Source organism: Kitasatospora sp. P5_F3, from assembly GCF_054049135.1.
Genome location: NZ_JBFUMY010000031.1, coordinates 191067 through 207623, shown reverse-complemented (window position 1 = coordinate 207623; position 16557 = coordinate 191067). Strand labels below are relative to the sequence as shown.

13 protein-coding genes are annotated in these 16557 nt (G+C 69.6%); 8 read left to right on the top strand and 5 right to left on the bottom strand.

What is annotated here, in order from left to right; translation table 11 throughout:
• Positions 1–156 precede the first annotated feature (156 nt).
• The 3 genes from uvrB to ACXJMZ_RS20005 all read left to right on the top strand — a co-directional run bounded on the left by uvrB (position 157) and on the right by ACXJMZ_RS20005 (position 4242).
• Positions 157–2247 carry an excinuclease ABC subunit UvrB gene (uvrB, locus tag ACXJMZ_RS20015; RefSeq protein WP_057229867.1) on the top strand — a complete coding sequence of 697 codons (2091 nt, stop codon included), beginning with the start codon at positions 157–159 and terminating at the stop codon, positions 2245–2247.
• Positions 2248–2447: 200 nt separating this feature from the next.
• The gene (locus ACXJMZ_RS20010; RefSeq protein ID WP_057229866.1) at positions 2448–3026 is read left to right on the top strand and encodes a TerD family protein; all 579 of its coding nucleotides are present in this window, start codon (positions 2448–2450) and stop codon (positions 3024–3026) included.
• Between the two features lie 226 nt (positions 3027–3252).
• Complete coding sequence (locus tag ACXJMZ_RS20005) at positions 3253–4242, top strand: TerC family protein (RefSeq protein WP_457031416.1); 990 nt, start codon at positions 3253–3255, stop codon at positions 4240–4242.
• A 59-nt stretch (positions 4243–4301) separates the two neighbouring features.
• Here the strand turns inward: ACXJMZ_RS20005 and ACXJMZ_RS20000 are convergent, their stop codons facing one another.
• On the bottom strand, positions 4302–5261 hold the full coding sequence (locus ACXJMZ_RS20000) for a TauD/TfdA dioxygenase family protein (RefSeq protein ID WP_457031415.1): 960 nt from the start codon (positions 5259–5261) through the stop codon (positions 4302–4304).
• 302 nt (positions 5262–5563) lie between these two features.
• The gene (locus ACXJMZ_RS19995; protein ID WP_457031414.1) at positions 5564–6172 is read right to left on the bottom strand and encodes a hypothetical protein; all 609 of its coding nucleotides are present in this window, start codon (positions 6170–6172) and stop codon (positions 5564–5566) included.
• A 291-nt stretch (positions 6173–6463) separates the two neighbouring features.
• On the opposite strand from ACXJMZ_RS19995, the gene ACXJMZ_RS19990 reads away from it, so the two are divergent.
• Entirely contained in the window at positions 6464–7093 is a 630-nt protein-coding gene (locus ACXJMZ_RS19990; RefSeq protein ID WP_457031413.1) for a PASTA domain-containing protein, read from the top strand.
• A 54-nt stretch (positions 7094–7147) separates the two neighbouring features.
• Here ACXJMZ_RS19990 and ACXJMZ_RS19985 read toward each other — a convergent pair whose 3' ends face one another.
• Positions 7148–7798 (bottom strand): MBL fold metallo-hydrolase, encoded by a 651-nt coding sequence (locus ACXJMZ_RS19985; RefSeq protein WP_457031412.1) that lies wholly within the window; start codon positions 7796–7798, stop codon positions 7148–7150.
• Positions 7799–7859: 61 nt separating this feature from the next.
• Positions 7860–8651, bottom strand: coding sequence for a maleylpyruvate isomerase family mycothiol-dependent enzyme (locus ACXJMZ_RS19980; RefSeq protein WP_457031411.1), 792 nt, complete (start codon positions 8649–8651; stop codon positions 7860–7862).
• Positions 8652–8955: 304 nt separating this feature from the next.
• Between ACXJMZ_RS19980 and uvrA the strand changes: the two genes are divergently transcribed.
• From uvrA to ACXJMZ_RS19965, 3 genes are all read left to right on the top strand, one after another.
• Positions 8956–11883, top strand: coding sequence for an excinuclease ABC subunit UvrA (gene uvrA / locus ACXJMZ_RS19975; RefSeq protein WP_457031410.1), 2928 nt, complete (start codon positions 8956–8958; stop codon positions 11881–11883).
• A 120-nt stretch (positions 11884–12003) separates the two neighbouring features.
• Positions 12004–12459, top strand: a complete 456-nt coding sequence (locus tag ACXJMZ_RS19970; protein ID WP_457031409.1) for a Rieske (2Fe-2S) protein — start codon at positions 12004–12006, stop codon at positions 12457–12459.
• Between the two features lie 150 nt (positions 12460–12609).
• The gene (locus tag ACXJMZ_RS19965) at positions 12610–13641 is read left to right on the top strand and encodes an ArsR/SmtB family transcription factor (protein WP_457031408.1); all 1032 of its coding nucleotides are present in this window, start codon (positions 12610–12612) and stop codon (positions 13639–13641) included.
• A gap of 88 nt (positions 13642–13729) precedes the next feature.
• Here ACXJMZ_RS19965 and ACXJMZ_RS19960 read toward each other — a convergent pair whose 3' ends face one another.
• On the bottom strand, positions 13730–14830 hold the full coding sequence (locus tag ACXJMZ_RS19960) for a hypothetical protein (RefSeq protein WP_457031407.1): 1101 nt from the start codon (positions 14828–14830) through the stop codon (positions 13730–13732).
• Positions 14831–15123: 293 nt separating this feature from the next.
• On the opposite strand from ACXJMZ_RS19960, the gene ACXJMZ_RS19955 reads away from it, so the two are divergent.
• Positions 15124–16551: an APC family permease gene (locus ACXJMZ_RS19955; RefSeq protein WP_457031448.1), complete on the top strand. Its 1428-nt coding sequence runs from the start codon at positions 15124–15126 to the stop codon at positions 16549–16551.
• The last annotated feature ends 6 nt before the right edge of the window (positions 16552–16557 follow it).

The window sequence follows — 16557 nt, the reverse complement described above, 5'->3', positions numbered from 1 at the left end:
CCGCCAGGGGCTCGGGGAACTGCGACGCCGACCTCAGGAGCGTTCAACGTACGGAAATGGTCAGGCACTTTCGCAGTGACCCCGGTGCCAGATCTCCTCGAGCACCTGCACCGAAGCAGGCGTGGGTTGTCAGTGCGGAGTCGTACCGTTGACCTCGTGCGTCCCATCACGAGTATCGAGCGGTCCGTGGCGCCCTTCGAGGTCGTCAGCCCCTACCAGCCCAGCGGTGACCAGCCGGCGGCCATCGCCGAGCTGGAGCGCCGCATCCGCGCAGGTGAGAAGGATGTCGTCCTGCTCGGTGCCACCGGCACCGGCAAGTCGGCGACCACCGCCTGGATGATCGAGAAGCTGCAACGCCCCACCCTGGTGATGGCGCCGAACAAGACGCTGGCCGCCCAGCTCGCCAACGAGTTCCGCGAGCTGCTGCCGAACAACGCGGTCGAGTACTTCGTCTCGTACTACGACTACTACCAGCCCGAGGCGTACGTCCCCCAGACGGACACCTACATCGAGAAGGACTCCTCGATCAACGAGGAGGTCGAGCGGCTGCGCCACTCCGCGACCAACAGTCTGCTCACCCGCCGCGACGTGATCGTGGTCGCCTCGGTCTCCTGCATCTACGGCCTCGGCACCCCGCAGGAGTACGTCGACCGGATGGCCCAGCTGCACGTCGGCGAGGAGGTCGACCGGGACGCGCTGCTGCGCCGCTTCGTCGACATGCAGTACACCCGCAACGACGTCGCGTTCAGCCGGGGCACCTTCCGGGTCCGGGGCGACACGATCGAGATCTTCCCGGTCTACGAGGAGCTCGCGGTCCGGATCGAGATGTTCGGCGACGAGATCGAGGCGCTCTACACGCTGCACCCGCTGACCGGCGAGATCATCAGCCAGGACGAGTCGATCTACGTCTTCCCGGCCTCGCACTACGTGGCGGGCCCGGAGCGGCTGGAGCGCTCGGTCAACGACATCGAGAAGGAGCTGGAGGAGCGGCTGGCCGTGCTGGAGAAGCAGGGCAAGCTGCTGGAGGCCCAGCGGCTGCGCATGCGCACCACGTACGACCTGGAGATGCTCCGTCAGATCGGCAGCTGCTCCGGTATCGAGAACTACTCGATGCACTTCGACGGCCGCTCGCCCGGCTCCCCGCCGAACACGCTGATGGACTACTTCCCGGAGGACTTCCTCCTGGTGATCGACGAGTCGCACGTGACCGTCCCGCAGATCGGGGCGATGTACGAGGGCGACGCCTCCCGCAAGCGCTCGCTGGTGGAGCACGGCTTCCGGCTGCCCTCCGCGCTGGACAACCGCCCGCTCAAGTGGGAGGAGTTCCTGGAGCGGGTCGGGCAGACGGTCTACCTGTCGGCCACCCCGGGCAAGTTCGAGCTGGCCCGGGGCGAGGGCACGGTGCAGCAGATCATCCGCCCGACCGGCCTGATCGACCCCGAGGTGATCGTCAAGCCGACGGAGGGTCAGATCGACGACCTGGTGCACGAGATCCGCAAGCGGATCGAGAAGGACGAGCGGATCCTGGTCACCACCCTCACCAAGAAGATGTCCGAGGACCTGACGGACTACCTGCTCGGCCTGGACATCCGGGTCCAGTACCTGCACAGCGACGTCGACACGCTGCGCCGGATCGAGCTGCTGCGCGAGCTGCGGGCCGGCAAGTTCGACGTGCTGGTGGGGATCAACCTGCTCCGGGAGGGCCTCGACCTCCCCGAGGTCTCGCTGGTCGCGATCCTGGACGCGGACAAGGAGGGCTTCCTGCGCTCCGGCACCTCGCTGATCCAGACCATCGGCCGCGCCGCCCGTAACGTCTCGGGCCAGGTGCACATGTACGCGGACCGGATCACGCCCTCGATGGAGCTCGCGATCGGCGAGACCAACCGGCGCCGGATCGTCCAGCAGGAGTACAACACCAAGCACGGGATCGACCCGCAGCCGCTCCGGAAGAAGATCGGCGACATCCTGGACACCCTCTCCCGGGAGGACATGGACACCGAGGAGCTGCTCGCCACCGGGTACCGGCAGGGCGGCAAGGGCAAGGCCGCGGTCCCGGCCCTGGGCGCCGGCCGCAAGCCGGCCAAGAGCCTGCCCGCAGCCGAGCTGGCCGACCTGATCCAGCAGTTCACCGACCGGATGCACGCGGCTGCGGCCGACCTCCAGTTCGAGCTGGCGGCCCGGCTGCGCGACGAGATCGGCGAGCTCAAGAAGGAGCTCCGGCAGATGCGCGAAGCGGGCATGGCCTAGCACAGTGCGTGGACGCCCCGTGGCGCGAGTCGTGATCCGCGCCACGGGGTAGTCCTTTGCACGGGGTCGGTGCACGCAGGCTCTAGGGTGGTCGGTGGGCAAAGCCCGTGCAGGGGGCCTCAGCCGGGGGACGGCAAGGGGGTGTTCCGCCGTTGTGCCGGTCCGGGTGAGGGCCGGGGCTGAGGAGAGAGGGCAGTACCGTGTCGGTGAATCTGGCCAAGGGACAGCGGGTCAGTCTTCAGAAGAGTTCGGGGGAGTCGCTCACAGTGGTCCGGATGGGCCTGGGCTGGAAGGCCGCGCCCAAGCGCGGGCTGTTCGGCTCCCGGACCAGGCAGATCGACCTGGACGCCTCGGCCCTGCTGTACGCCGAGAAGACCCCGTCGGACGTGGTGTTCTTCCAACACCTCGTCAGCAACGACGGCTCGGTCCGGCATACCGGCGACAACCTGATCGGCGGGGCGGGGTCGGAGGACGACGAGTCGATTCTGGTCGATCTGGCCCAGGTGCCGGCGCACATCACCCAGGTGGTGTTCACCGTCAGCTCGTACACCGGACAGAGCTTCGCCGAGGTCCAGCAGGCGCACTGCCGGCTGGTGGACGACGGCACCGACCAGGAGTTGGCCCGCTACGAGCTGACCGGCGGCGGTCCGCACACCGGGCAGATCATGGCCAAGGTCTACCGGGACGGCTCCGGCGGCTGGGGCATGCAGGCGATCGGCGCCCCGGCGAAGGCGCGGACGTTCCAGGACATGCTGCCCGCGATCGAGCCGTACCTCTGAGTCGACCGAGGGAGACCTTCTTTACCTTCTTTACCTTCTCTTGGGTTTTCTGTTAGTCTCGGCGGTAGCGGAGGGGAGTATTCCCCCGCAGCGTTCCCGTCATCACGGGCGCCCCTGACGGGGTGCCCCGGGGCGCTGGTCCGATCCGGCCGAGTGTGGCCGACGGGCGGAAGAGACCTCCGGCAGTGACGATGTCTGTCTCGCCTACCTGCCGGAGGAGCAGCTAGTGGACGTTTCCGTAACTCTCTGGGTCGGCACGATCGGGGTATTGATCGCCCTGGTCGTGGCCGACTTCTTCATCGGTGGTCGAAAGCCGCACGAGGTCTCCATCAAGGAGGCCGGGATCTGGACCGCGGTCTGGGTCGCGCTGGCGCTGATCTTCGGTGGCTTCCTCTGGTGGTACGGCGGTTCGCAGCCCGCCGGTGAGTTCTTCGCCGGGTACATCACCGAGAAGTCGCTGAGTGTCGACAACCTCTTCGTGTTCATCCTGATCATGGGCAAGTTCGCGGTGCCTCGGATCTACCAGCAGCGCGTGCTGATGGTCGGCGTGATCATCGCGCTGGTGCTCCGGGCGGTCTTCATCGCCGGCGGCGCCGCGCTGGTCTCCGAGTTCTCCTGGGTCTTCTACATCTTCGGCGCCTTCCTGGTCTGGACGGCGTACAAGCTGGTCAAGGAGGCGATGGGAGACGACGAGGAGGAGGAGTTCGAGGAGAACCGCCTGCTCAAGTCGATCGAGCAGCGCTTCCCGTCGACGGACAAGTACCACGGCACCAAGCTGACGATCAAGCAGAACGGCAAGCGGCTGATGACGCCGATGCTGATCGTGATGCTGGCGATCGGCACCACCGACGTGCTGTTCGCGCTCGACTCGATCCCGGCGATCTTCGGCCTCACCCAGGACCCGTACATCGTGTTCACCGCCAACGCCTTCGCGCTGATGGGTCTGCGCCAGCTGTACTTCCTGATCGGCGGCCTGCTGAAGAAGCTGGTCCACCTCAGCTACGGCCTGTCGGTGATCCTCGGCTTCATCGGGATCAAGCTGGTGCTGCACGCGCTGCACGAGAGCGGCGTGCACGTGCCGGAGATCGGCATCCCGCTCTCGCTCGGTGTCATCGGCGGCGTGTTGGTGATCACCACCATCACCAGCCTGATGGCCTCCAAGAAGCAGGAGGCGGCCGAGGCCGCCGCGGCCGAGAAGGACGAGATCGACGCCTGACGTATGATGATCACAGGGGCGCCCCCCGCCGACGGGCCGAGGGCGCCCTCTCTGCGTGCTCAGCCGCTCAGTGCGGCCGCCTCCAGCTGCTCGGCCGGCACCAGCCCGGCCACCGCCGGAGGTTCGGTGGGCTCGAGCAGCCGGCTCGGGGTGCCGTCGACACCGACCGGCAGGTCGCCGTCCAGGGTGATCCGGCGGACCAGCCGGGGCTGGTCGCCGTAGTCGTTCACGGCGTAGTGCTGGGTGGCCCGGTTGTCCCAGATCACCACGTCGCCGACCTGCCAGTCCCAGCGGACGGTGTTCTCCAGCCGCTCCACGTACCGCTGGAACAGCTCCAGCAGCGCCCGGCTGTCGGCGCCCGAGACGCCCTGGACGCGCTGCGCGAAGGCACCCAGCAACAGGCTCTTCTCACCGGTCACCGGGTGCACCCGGACCACCGGGTGCTCGGTCTTGAAGGCGGTCGAGACGAAGACCTGCCGGAACAGCGCGGCGATCTCCTTGTTCTCCGCGAGCTCCGGGGTGAGTGCCAGAGTGGCGGCGTAGTCGTAGTCGTTGGTGTGCACCGCCCGCAGGCTCTCGGCCAGCACCTTGAGCGGCGCGGGCAGGTCGTCGTACGCGGCGGCGGTGTTGGCCCAGACCGTGGAGCCGCCGGCCTCCGGCAGCTCCAGCGACCGCAGGATGGACGCCTTCGGGTAGGACGGCACGAAGGTCACGTCGGTGTGCCAGTTGTTGGCCCGTACCCCCTTGGTGGCGTCCAGCTCGAAGATGTACCGGCCGTCCGCACTCGGCACCGTCGGGTGTCCCACCGGGTGCCCGAGCAGCCGGGCGAACGCCTCGTGCCCGGCGTCGTCCAGGTGCCGCTGCCCCCGGAAGAACAGCACCTTGTGCCGGTACAGCGCGGCCTCGATCGCGGCCACGGTCTCCGGGCCGAGCGAGCCGCCCAGCTCGATGTCGTGCACGACGGCGCCGATCCGGCCGGCGGCGGGGGTGAGGCGGAGTTCGGTGGCGACGGTGGTCATGGCTGTCCTCCAGAAAAAGGGTGCGGCAGAACTCCCGTCCGGGACAGGCGAATTCGGCCCGGGCGGGTAGGGGAGTGAATGAACGTGGGATCAGACGGCGAGCAGGCTGCGGCGACAACAGCAGCCGGTACAGGGAAGCGGACAGCGGCAGGTCAACGTCTTCCCCTCTCTCGCAACGTGGTTCGAATGACGTTCATCGTTCCGCACCGGTCTGGCGGTGGTGTTGCGGCGCCATGAAATCTCCCGGCCGACGCCGGAGGCCCGCTTCCCTACCCGGTGGGGGAACGGGCCTCCGAGGGCTGTCAGCCGACCTTTGTCCAGACCTGGCATCCCTGGGTCTTGAAGACCTTGTCGGTCTTCTTGATGGTCACCACGCCCTGCCCGGTCAGATTGTCGTTGGCGATGATCGAGTCGAAGCCACCGCTGCTGTCCTTGCCGCGTTCCCAGTAGCAGAGGCCGAGGGAGCCGGGGCCTGCGGTCTTGTACGTCCCGGGCTGGATGTCGTCGCCCACCAGGTAGGTGCCGTTGCCGGCGATCGTGTCCCCCGGGGCCGGGGCCGGGGCCGGGGCCGGAGCGGCGGCCGGCTCGGCCGGCGCCGTGACCGTAGCCGTGGCGGTGACTGTGACTGTGACTGTGGGTTGTGCGGTGACGGGCGCGGCGGCTGCGGTGACGGTGACCGTGGCGGTGGGCCCCGCCGTCGCCCCTGCGGCCGTCGGCCTGTCGGTCCTCCCGCTCGCGACCAGCGCGCTGCAGCTCCCCACCAGGGCCAGGCAGCCGATGATGCCGAGAGCGATTTTCGCAGCGTTCGGCACCTTGGGCGGGGTCGGCGGCGGCTTCGGCCAGTCGGGCGGCGAGGAGGGAACCGGTGGCCATGGGCGGTCGTAAGTGGGCTGCTGATCCTGGGAGTTCATACATGTCCTCAGCAGAGTGATGAAGTGCAGAGGGCCGGTCTACAGCGGTACCTGACGGTAAGTCGGCCGATCCTCGAAGCGTTACCGTTTCGACCTCCGACGGCCTTCGGGCCCGGTGGCTCGATCCGGGCCGGTAAGGCGTTCTGAGCTGCAGCTTCGAAGCCCGTACGGGCAGAGGCCCGGTAACGGCTTCGCAACTCCCGCGTACGGCATACACGTTGTGCGCAACCATCGCTCTCCGTATCCACACTTTCCGGGAGAGCCATGCGCATTCGTGCCACCGTTCCGATCGTGACCACCCTGCTCGCACTCGCCGCATGCAACCCCACTGTCGCCGGCCCCGCGGGCGTATCCAGTGCGCCGGCCACCGGCCCCGCGACAGCGACAACCGGCCCGGAGGCGAGCGCGTCGGCCACGAAGTCCGCCTCGGCGGGGAGCGCCGGCAGTGCGACCCTGCCGACGTTCACCGGGATGGGTCTGCAGACCGCGCAGGACAGAGCCCAGGCGGCAGGCTTCTATGCTCTCCGGAGTCACGACGCACTCGGTCGCAGCCGGACGCAGATCGACGATCGCAACTGGAAGGTCTGTTTCCAGGCTCCGGCCGCCGGTCAGCGGGCCACCGGCGCGGTCGTGGATTTCGGCACGGTGAAGCTCGACGAGCAGTGCCCCGCCCAGGACCAGGGCACGGCAACTGCGAAGGCCGGCGCCACGATGCCCGACTTCAGGGGCAAGTCGGTGGCCGCTGTGAAGGACGCCCTGGACAAGTCGACGAGCTACGCGGTGAAGGACGCCCTGCAAGGCCGGATGGTCATCGTCGAGTCCAACTGGCAGGTGTGTACCCAGGATCCGGCGGCAGGAGCCGCGTTGAACGGGCAGCCGGTGTCGCTGAGGGTGGTCAAGTTCGGCGAGTCCTGCCCCTGACCTGGGGAAAGTCACGAGTATGCGGGGCCACCCGGACGGGCGACCCCGCAGGCCTCACCAGCCGCGTTCGCGCCACTCCGGGAGGTGGGGGCGCTCGGTGCCGAGGGTGGTGTCGTTGCCGTGGCCGGGGTAGACCCAGGTCTCGTCGGGGAGGACGAAGAGCTTCTCGGTGACGTCCCGGTACAGGCTGTCGAAGGCTGCCGGGTCCTTCCAGGTGTTGCCGACTCCACCGGGGAAGAGGCAGTCGCCGGTGAAGAGGTGCGGGTGGCCCTGGGGGTCGTCGTAGGTCAGCACGATCGCGCCCGGGGTGTGCCCGGTCAGCTGGCGGACGGTCAGTTCGACCTGGCCGACCCGGACGGTGTCGCCGTCGTCCAGCGGCAGGTCGGTCGGGACCGCGATGCCGGGCGCGTCGATCCGGCCGGCGGCCGTCCGGGCGCCGGTGGCGGCGACGATCTCGGCCAGTGCGCCCCAGTGGTCGCCGTGCTGGTGGGTGGTGACCACGGTGGCCAGCTGGTCGCCGACGGACTCCAGCAGCACCGGGGCGTCCGCCGCCGCGTCGATCAGCAGCTGCTCGTCGGTGGCGCGGCAGCGCAGCAGGTAGGCGTTGTTCTCGTACGGGCCGACCGCGATCTTGGTGATGATCAGATGGGCCAACTCCCGCACGTCCGGCGGGCCGCCGACCTTCACTGCTCCGTGGTACGTCATCGCGCCGCTGCTCCTCGCTCGCACTGGGCCTGAACCTGAACCTGAACCGCCATCATCCCCCTCAGCCCATCGGCGGGAGCTGCGGCAGGGCGGTGTGGTCCAGTTCCGTGCCGTCCCGCTGGACCAGCAGGCCGGTGCCGTCCGAGCGGCCGGACAGCCAGGCGGCCAGGGCGCGGACCGGGCCGGCCACGGTGAGCTGCTCCGGGCCGTCGCCCAGGGCGGCCCGCTGGCCGGTGTCGGTGGCCGCCAGGGTGAGCGTCGGCAGGCCGTCGACCTTCTCGAACTGCTCGGCCAGGCGCGGGAGTTCCTGCTCGGCGAAGTCGGCGGGCCACTGCCCGGGGGTGTAGTCGGCGCCGAGGTCGACCAGGTGGTACTCGATCTCCATCTGCCGCTTCAGCGGCAGTTCGTGGGCCGGGAAGAGGTAGCCGGAGCGGTGTCGGATCTGCACCGTCCAGGCCTCGTCGGGCAGCTCGGCGGCGGCCGCGGCGAAGCGCTCGTGGCTGGCCGCCAGATCGGCCAGCTGCTCGGCCAGCGGACGCGGCGCGCCCTGCTCGATGTCCTCGTCGCGGGCGGTTCGGGAGGCGTACTGCGGGATGTCCTGGCCGGTCCGGGCGCTGTTCAGCAGGTTGACCAGCGAGTCGGCGTTCCGGGCGAGGTGGGTCAGGACGTGGCCCTTGGTCCAGCCCGGCAGCGCGGACGGTTCGCCGACCGCTTCGGGCGTCAGGCCGCCGGTCTCCCGCAGCAGGGTCGCGGTGGACTCCTCGACGGCTCGCAGGCGGGCGGTCGCGATCGCCGCGGCGCTCTGGGCGGCCGTGCCTGAGCCAGTGCTGGAGTCGGTGCTGGAGTCGGTCATGTTGCGGCCTCCGAATCGGTGTGCACTCGAGCGTTGCCCGGAGGGGGCGTGACTCGTTGACACCGTGACGGTACCGGGGGTGCCCGGCTCTGAGCAGGGGTTTTCCGGACGGGGAAGGTGTGGATCCGGACCGGGCGTCACCCGTTCGGGTGGACTCGGCTGGACAGGCTCGATATTCGAACGCCTGAGCTAGTAGGCTGGCGGGCGCACACTGGAAGAATTCACCCGATTGCGCTTGTTGGTCCCGGCAGTGGGCCACGCAGCCCTTCCCAGCCACCTCCCCCGGAGAAAGGCGCCAGAAGCAGTGGCCGACCGCCTCATCATCCGCGGTGCTCGCGAGCACAACCTCAAGAACGTCTCGCTGGACCTGCCGCGGGATTCCCTCATCGTCTTCACCGGCCTCTCCGGCTCCGGGAAGTCCTCGCTCGCCTTCGACACGATCTTCGCGGAGGGCCAGCGCCGCTACGTCGAGTCGCTGTCCTCCTACGCGCGCCAGTTCCTCGGCCAGATGGACAAGCCCGACGTCGACTTCATCGAGGGCCTCTCCCCGGCCGTCTCGATCGACCAGAAGTCCACCAACCGCAATCCGCGCTCCACCGTCGGCACCATCACCGAGGTCTACGACTACCTCCGGCTGCTGTTCGCCCGGATCGGCAAGCCGCACTGCCCGCACTGCGCCCGCCCGATCGCCAAGCAGTCGCCGCAGGCGATCGTCGACCGGGTGCTGGAGCTCAAGGAGGGCACCCGGTTCCAGGTGCTCAGCCCGGTGGTCCGGGAGCGCAAGGGCGAGTTCGTCGACCTCTTCGCCGACCTGCAGTCCAAGGGGTACGCGCGCGCCCGGGTGGACGGCGTCACCGTCCAGCTGACCGAGCCGCCGACGCTGAAGAAGCAGGAGAAGCACACCATCGAGGTGGTCATCGACCGCCTGACGGTCAAGGAGAGCGCCAAGCGCCGCCTGACCGACTCGGTGGAGACCGCGCTCAAGCTGGCCGGCGGCATGGTGGTGCTCGACTTCGTCGACCTCCCCGAGGAGGACCCGGAGCGCGAGCGGATGTACTCCGAGCACCTGTACTGCCCGTACGACGACGTCTCCTTCGAGGAGCTGGAGCCGCGCTCGTTCTCCTTCAACTCCCCGTTCGGCGCCTGCCCCGACTGCTCGGGCCTGGGCAACCGGATGGAGGTCGACCCGGAGCTGGTCATTCCGGACGAGGAGAAGTCGCTCGACGAGGGCGCCATCCACCCGTGGTCGCAGGGCCACACCAAGGAGTACTTCCAGCGCCTCACCGACGCGCTCTCCGGCGAGCTCGGCTTCCGGACGGACATCCCGTGGGCCGGGCTCCCCGCGCGGGCAAAGAAGGCGCTGCTGTACGGCCACAAGACCCAGGTCGAGGTGCGCTACAACAACCGCTACGGGCGCGAGCGTTCGTACACCGCGCCGTTCGAGGGCGCGATCCCGTTCGTGACGCGCCGTCACTCCGAGTCGGAGAGCGACAGCAGCCGCGAGCGCTTCGAGGGCTACATGCGCGAGGTGCCCTGCCCGTCCTGCCAGGGCTCCCGGCTCAAGCCGGTGATCCTCGCGGTCACCATTCTCGACAAGTCGATCGCCGACGTCTCCGCGATGTCGATCGCCGACTGCGCCGAGTTCCTCGGTGCGATGAAGCTCAACGCGCGCGACAAGCAGATCGCCGAGCGGGTGCTCAAGGAGGTCAACGAGCGGCTCCGCTTCCTGGTCGACGTCGGCCTGGACTACCTCTCGCTGAACCGCGCGGCCGGCACCCTGTCCGGCGGCGAGGCCCAGCGGATCCGGCTCGCCACCCAGATCGGCTCCGGCCTGGTCGGCGTGCTGTACGTGCTGGACGAGCCCTCGATCGGTCTGCACCAGCGGGACAACCACCGGCTGATCGAGACCCTGGTCCGGCTCCGCGACATCGGCAACACGCTGATCGTGGTCGAGCACGACGAGGACACCATCAAGACCGCGGACTGGGTGGTCGACATCGGCCCCGGCGCCGGTGAGCACGGCGGCAAGGTGGTGCACTCCGGTTCGCTCAAGGAGCTGCTCACCAACGACGAGTCGATCACCGGCGCGTACCTCTCCGGCCGCCGCGCCATCCCGACCCCCGAGATCCGCCGCCCGCGCGACAAGAAGCGGCAGATCATCGTGCACGGCGCCCGCGAGCACAACCTGCAGGACGTCACGGTCGCCTTCCCGCTCGGCACCTTCACCGCGATCACCGGGGTGTCCGGCTCCGGCAAGTCGACGCTGGTCAACGACATCCTCTACACCCACCTGGCCCGGGAGTTGAACGGGGCGCGCAGCGTCCCCGGCCGGCACACCCGGGTCACCGGCACCGACCTGGTCGACAAGGTCGTGCACGTGGACCAGTCGCCGATCGGCCGCACCCCGCGCTCCAACCCCGCGACGTACACCGGCGTCTTCGACAACGTCCGCAAGCTCTTCGCGGAGACTCAGGAGGCCAAGGTCCGGGGCTACCTGCCCGGCCGGTTCTCGTTCAACGTCAAGGGCGGCCGCTGCGAGCACTGCTCCGGTGACGGCACCATCAAGATCGAGATGAACTTCCTGCCGGACGTCTACGTCCCCTGCGAGGTCTGCCACGGCGCCCGTTACAACCGGGAGACGCTGGAGGTCCACTACAAGGGCAAGTCCATCGCCGAGGTGCTGGACATGCCGATCGAGGAGGGCATGCACTTCTTCGAGGCCGTCCCGGCGATCCACCGGCACCTGCGCACGTTGAACGACGTCGGCCTCGGCTACGTCCGGCTCGGCCAGTCCGCACCGACCCTCTCCGGCGGCGAGGCGCAGCGCGTGAAGCTCGCCTCCGAGCTGCAGAAGCGCTCCACCGGGCGGACGGTCTACGTGCTCGACGAGCCCACCACCGGTCTGCACTTCGAGGACATCAGCAAGCTGATCAAGGTGCTGGACGGCCTGGTCGAGAAGGGCAACACGGTCATCGTCATCGAGCACAACCTCGATGTGATCAAGACCGCCGACTGGGTCGTGGACATGGGCCCCGAGGGCGGCAGCGGCGGTGGCCTGGTGGTCGCCGAGGGCACCCCCGAGGAGGTGGCCGCCGTCCCGACCAGCCACACCGGCAAGTTCCTCCGCGACATCCTGGCGGGCCGGGTCTCGGACGCGGCGGTCCCGGCCACGGCTGTGGCTCCGGCTGCGGCCAAGGCCCCGCGCAAGCGGGCCGTCGCGAAGAAGAAGTAACGCCACTGCTGCGGGAGTCGTCGTACCGGTGTTCGTCCGGTACGACGGCTCTCTCAGCTTCCCCGCATAGACTGCGGCCGGTTCCGCCCGTACCGTCCACCCGCTGAGGGAGCGTCACCGATGACCGAGCCCACCCCCGCACCCACCCGCCGGACCCTGCTCTGCTGCGGCGCCGCGCTGGCCGCCGGAGGCGCGGCCGTCGCGGTGACCGGCTGCGGCTCGTCCACCTCCTCCGACAGCGCGGCCGGCAGTGGGTCCGGCAGCGGCTCCGCCGCTGCGGCCGCCCCCGTGACGGTCGGTGCGGTGGCCGACGTGCCGGTCGGCGGCGGCAAGGTGTACCGGGACGCCAAGATCGTCATCACCCAGCCGACGGCCGGTGAGTACAAGGCGTTCAGCGCCAAGTGCACCCACGCGGGCTGCGTGGTGGACGAGATCAAGGACGGCACCGTCAACTGCCCGTGCCACTACAGCAAGTTCGCCATTGCCGACGGTTCGGTCAAGGACGGCCCGGCCCCGAGCCCGCTCCCGGCCTACCAGGTCACCCTCAAGGACGGCGCCTTCCAGGTGACGAAGTAGATGGCCGAGTGCGAGACGGCGGTTTCCCGGTGCCCGGACCCCCGTACCGGGCACCGGCACCTGGGATCATCCTGAGGGGTGGGCCCGGGGCGGGGACAGGGGTTTCAGGGGTGCCTTAAAGGTGCAGTCTGAAACGGACAGGGGGAAGCCGTGCTGCGTGTCCATCTGACCACCGAAGACCTGCTCCGGGTACGAGTGGCGCCCACGGTCGGGCTGCTGGCCGAGGCGTACCACAGCCTGGAGACGCTGACCGGGCCGGGCGGCTGCGCCCAGTTCCGGCCCTGGCGGCAGAAGTTCGGCGGTGGTCCGCTGGCCGAGGAGATCCGCCCGCTCGCCTCGCTGATCCCGGGCCCCGGCCCCTGCTTCGACCTGGGGGCGCTGACCGGCACCGGCACCTCCGTCGAGGAGGGCCTCGACCGGCTGCTCAGCGCCCCGGACGAGCTGGTCCGGCTGGAGCTGGGCCAGGTCGCGACGCCCCGGGCCGACCCGCGCTGGATCCGGGCTCTGATGGAGGGGGACCTGACCGCCCGTCAGCGGCTGGCCGACTCGGTGGCGGCCTGCCACCGCTTCACCGTCGGCCCGTACTGGGGCCGGATCCAGGCCCACCTGGACGCGGTCCGGGCCGACCTGGCCCGCACGTTGCTGGGCGGCGGGGTGGAGCAGCTGCTCGGCACCTTCTGCGCCCCGACGATCCGCTGGCGGGCACCGGTGCTGGAGATCGGCTACCCGCGCTCGGTCGACGTCCATCTCGGCGGCCGGGGGCTGGTGCTGGCCCCGATGGTCTTCCTGGCCGATCCGCCGGTGCTGCTGACCGACTCGCTGGACCGGGACGCCCCTGCGGTGCTGGCCTTCCCCACCGTCCGTGATCCGCTGGCCGGCGCCCGGCTGTGGAGCGAGGACCCGACGGCCAGGCAGTCGCTCACCGCGCTGCTCGGCCGCACCAGGGCGGCCGCCCTGGACATCGTCACCGAGGGTTGTACCACCACCGAACTGGCCCGCCGTCTCAACGTCTCCCCGGCCTCGGCCAGTCAGCACGCCACGGTGCTGCGCAACGCCCACCTGATCACCACTCAGCGCAGGGGCGGCGCGGTGCTGCACTCCATCACCGCGCTCGGCATCGACCTGCTCAACCGTGCGGCCGGCGGCCCGGCTCCGGTCGGTGCGTCGGGACGGACGGGCTGAACGAGCTGAGCAGCCGGATACCGTGCCTGGCACGTGACTGAACCGCACCCACCGATGGCCCCGGGTCGGGCGGGGCACACCTGGTGGGTCAGCTCTGCCGGAGCGGTGGCATCGGGATCGCCACCGAGTGCGCGGTCGCCCCTGCGCCCACGCCGGCCTCACAGCTGTTCGGCGGCGTGGTGGTCACCCCGCGCACCGACGGCCGCTCGGCCGCCCAGAACATGTAACCGAGCAGGCCGGAGCTGGTCCCGGCCCCGTCGGGGGCGGCGCTCCGCACCCAGCTGCTGGTCGAACTCTGCAGCGAGGCAGCGAAGTTGTTGCACTCGGGCCGGACCTTCGAGCCCTCCGCCACGTACAGGCCCGCGGTGAACTTGGCCGGGGCCAGTGGCAGGACCGGCGGGTTGTAGGTGGGCTTGCCGGTCAGGTGCTCCTGCCAGTTGGCGGTCGCACCGCTGCTGGACGGCTGCCGGGCGGGCACCATCGCGTTGGCGAAGTCGAGCACCGGCCGGTCGGTGCGCAGCCAGTTCGCGGTCGCGTACTGGTTGATGCCGATCAGCCAGCGGTCGCCCGCCGCCACGTCGATGGTGAACCGGGCGGCCGGGTCGCTGCCGCTCGCGTCGTACGGGTGCACGGCGCGGTAGGCGTCCACGAAGGCCTGCAGGCCGGTCAGGTTCGGGGTGGTGTTCTCCTCGTAGTCGATCTCGATGCCGACCCCGAGCCGGGTGGCGAGCGAGGCGGCCCGCTGCCCGAACAGGGTCGGATTCTTGGCCAGCGCCTGGTTCCAGGCGTCGGTGTAGGTGATGCCGCCGATCGAGAGCATCACCCTGATGCCCCGGCTGGTGAAGTAGTCGACGACGGCCTGGTTGATCCCGACCGGCACGCCGTCCACGGTCTGGGCGTCGTTGGTGCTGTCCAGCAGCCGGAGCGGGTGGACGAAGCTGAGCACCACCAGGTTGACCGAGGGGCGGCCGTCGCCCCGGTCCACCAGCCAGTGGTTGGCCTGGTCGAAGTCGGTCATGTTCCGCACCGTGCCCCAGGTGCAGGCGTCGTTGCTGCACTGCCAGGCGCCGTACACCTCCATGGGGGGAGTGGCGGCGGCGAGGGCGGGCGGGGCGGACGGGACGAGAGCGGCGGCCAGCAGGGCCGCCGTGGTGCCGAGCGTTCTGAGCCTGTCGAACGGAACGCGCATGTACGCCTCCTGTACGAGTGGGGTCCCCGGACGGATCACAGCGTGGGGCTGGGCGTGCTCGCGGTCAATGGCGCGTACCGAACGGGCCTTCGTACAGATGACAGGGCGTCAATCCTTTAACAGTCCCGGCTACACCCTGCTCATCCCTCCTGGGCTGTGCTCCCCGACACACTGGGCGCTTCCATCCCCCTTGCGCCTCCTGGGAGTTCACGGTGTCCCCAACCGATCAGCAGTCCCCGCCCCCGGTGCAGCGGCTGAGAGCCAACTCGGTCGGTCTGGCCGGTGTGGTCTTCATGGCGCTGGCCACCGCGGCCCCGATCACCGCGATGACCGGCAACCTGCCGGTGGTGGTCGGCGGCGGCAACGGGGTGCATGCTCCGGCCGGATTCCTGTTCGTCACCGTGGTGCTGACCGTCTTCACGGTCGGGTACGTGTCGATGGCCAAGCACATCACCACCGCCGGGGCGTTCTACGGCTTCGTCTCGCAGGGGCTCGGCCGGGTGGCCGGGATGGCCTCCGGGCTGCTTGCGGTGCTCGCCTACGTGGTCTTCGAGGCCTCCATCGTGGGCATCTTCGCGTACTTCTCGCAGCAGGCGTTCGAGTCCCAGTTCGGGCTCGATCTCCCGTGGCAGGTCTTCGCGTTGGCGATGCTGGCGATCACCGCCGTGCTGTCCTACTTCGACCTGGAGGTGGCCTCCAAGGTGCTGGCCGTCTTCCTGGTCGGCGAGGTGGTGATGCTGACGCTGCTGGGCGGTTCGGTGCTGGTGCACGGCGGCGGCCCGACCGGCCTGCACTGGGGCACGCTCAACCCGACCGGCGCCTTCGCCGGGGTGAACGCGGGCGTCGGCCTGTTCTTCTGCTTCTGGTCCTGGATCGGCTTCGAGTCCACCGCGATGTACGGCGAGGAGTCCCGCAACCCGCGCCGGATCATCCCGCGCGCCACCCTGCTCGCGGTGCTCATCCTGGGCGTGCTGTACACCTTCGTCACCTGGATGGTGCTGGCCGCCGACACCCCCGAGGCCGCGGTCGGCCTGGCCACCAGCTCCAGCCCGCTCGACCTGTTCCTGGTCCCGGCCAAGACGTACCTGGGTGATTGGGCGGTCACCGCGCTCCAGTGGCTGATGGTCTCCAGCGCCTTCGCCTGCGGGATGGCCTTCCACCAGTGCGCCGCGCGCTACCTCTACGCGATCGGCCGGGAGGGCTTCCTGCACCCGGCGCTCGGCCGCACCCACGCCAAGCACGGCTCGCCGTACGTCGCCTCGTTCACCCAGACCGGCATCGCGCTGGCCGTGGTCTGCGGCTTCTGGTTCACCGGGCAGGACCCGTACGTCGGCCTGTACACGCTGACCGCGATCCTCGGCACGCTCGCGCTGCTGGTGGTGCAGACGCTCTGCTCGTTCGCGGTGATCGCCTACTTCCGCCGCAACCACCCCGAGTCCAGGCACTGGTTCCGTACCCTGACCGCGCCGCTGCTCGGCGGGTTCGGCATGCTCGCCGCGATCGTGCTGCTGGTGGTCAACCTGGACACCGCCGCCGGGGCCGCCTCCGAGATCTTCTTCTTCAAGCTGATCCCCTGGATCGTCGGCGCGGTCTTCCTCGGCGGTGTCGGCCTGGCGCTCTACATGCGGGCCCGTCACCCGGCCCGCTACGAGGTGATGGGCCGTCTGGTGGTCGAGGACGCCCAGGAACGTACCGAAGAGCCCACCCCCGCCACCGTCTGAGCCTTC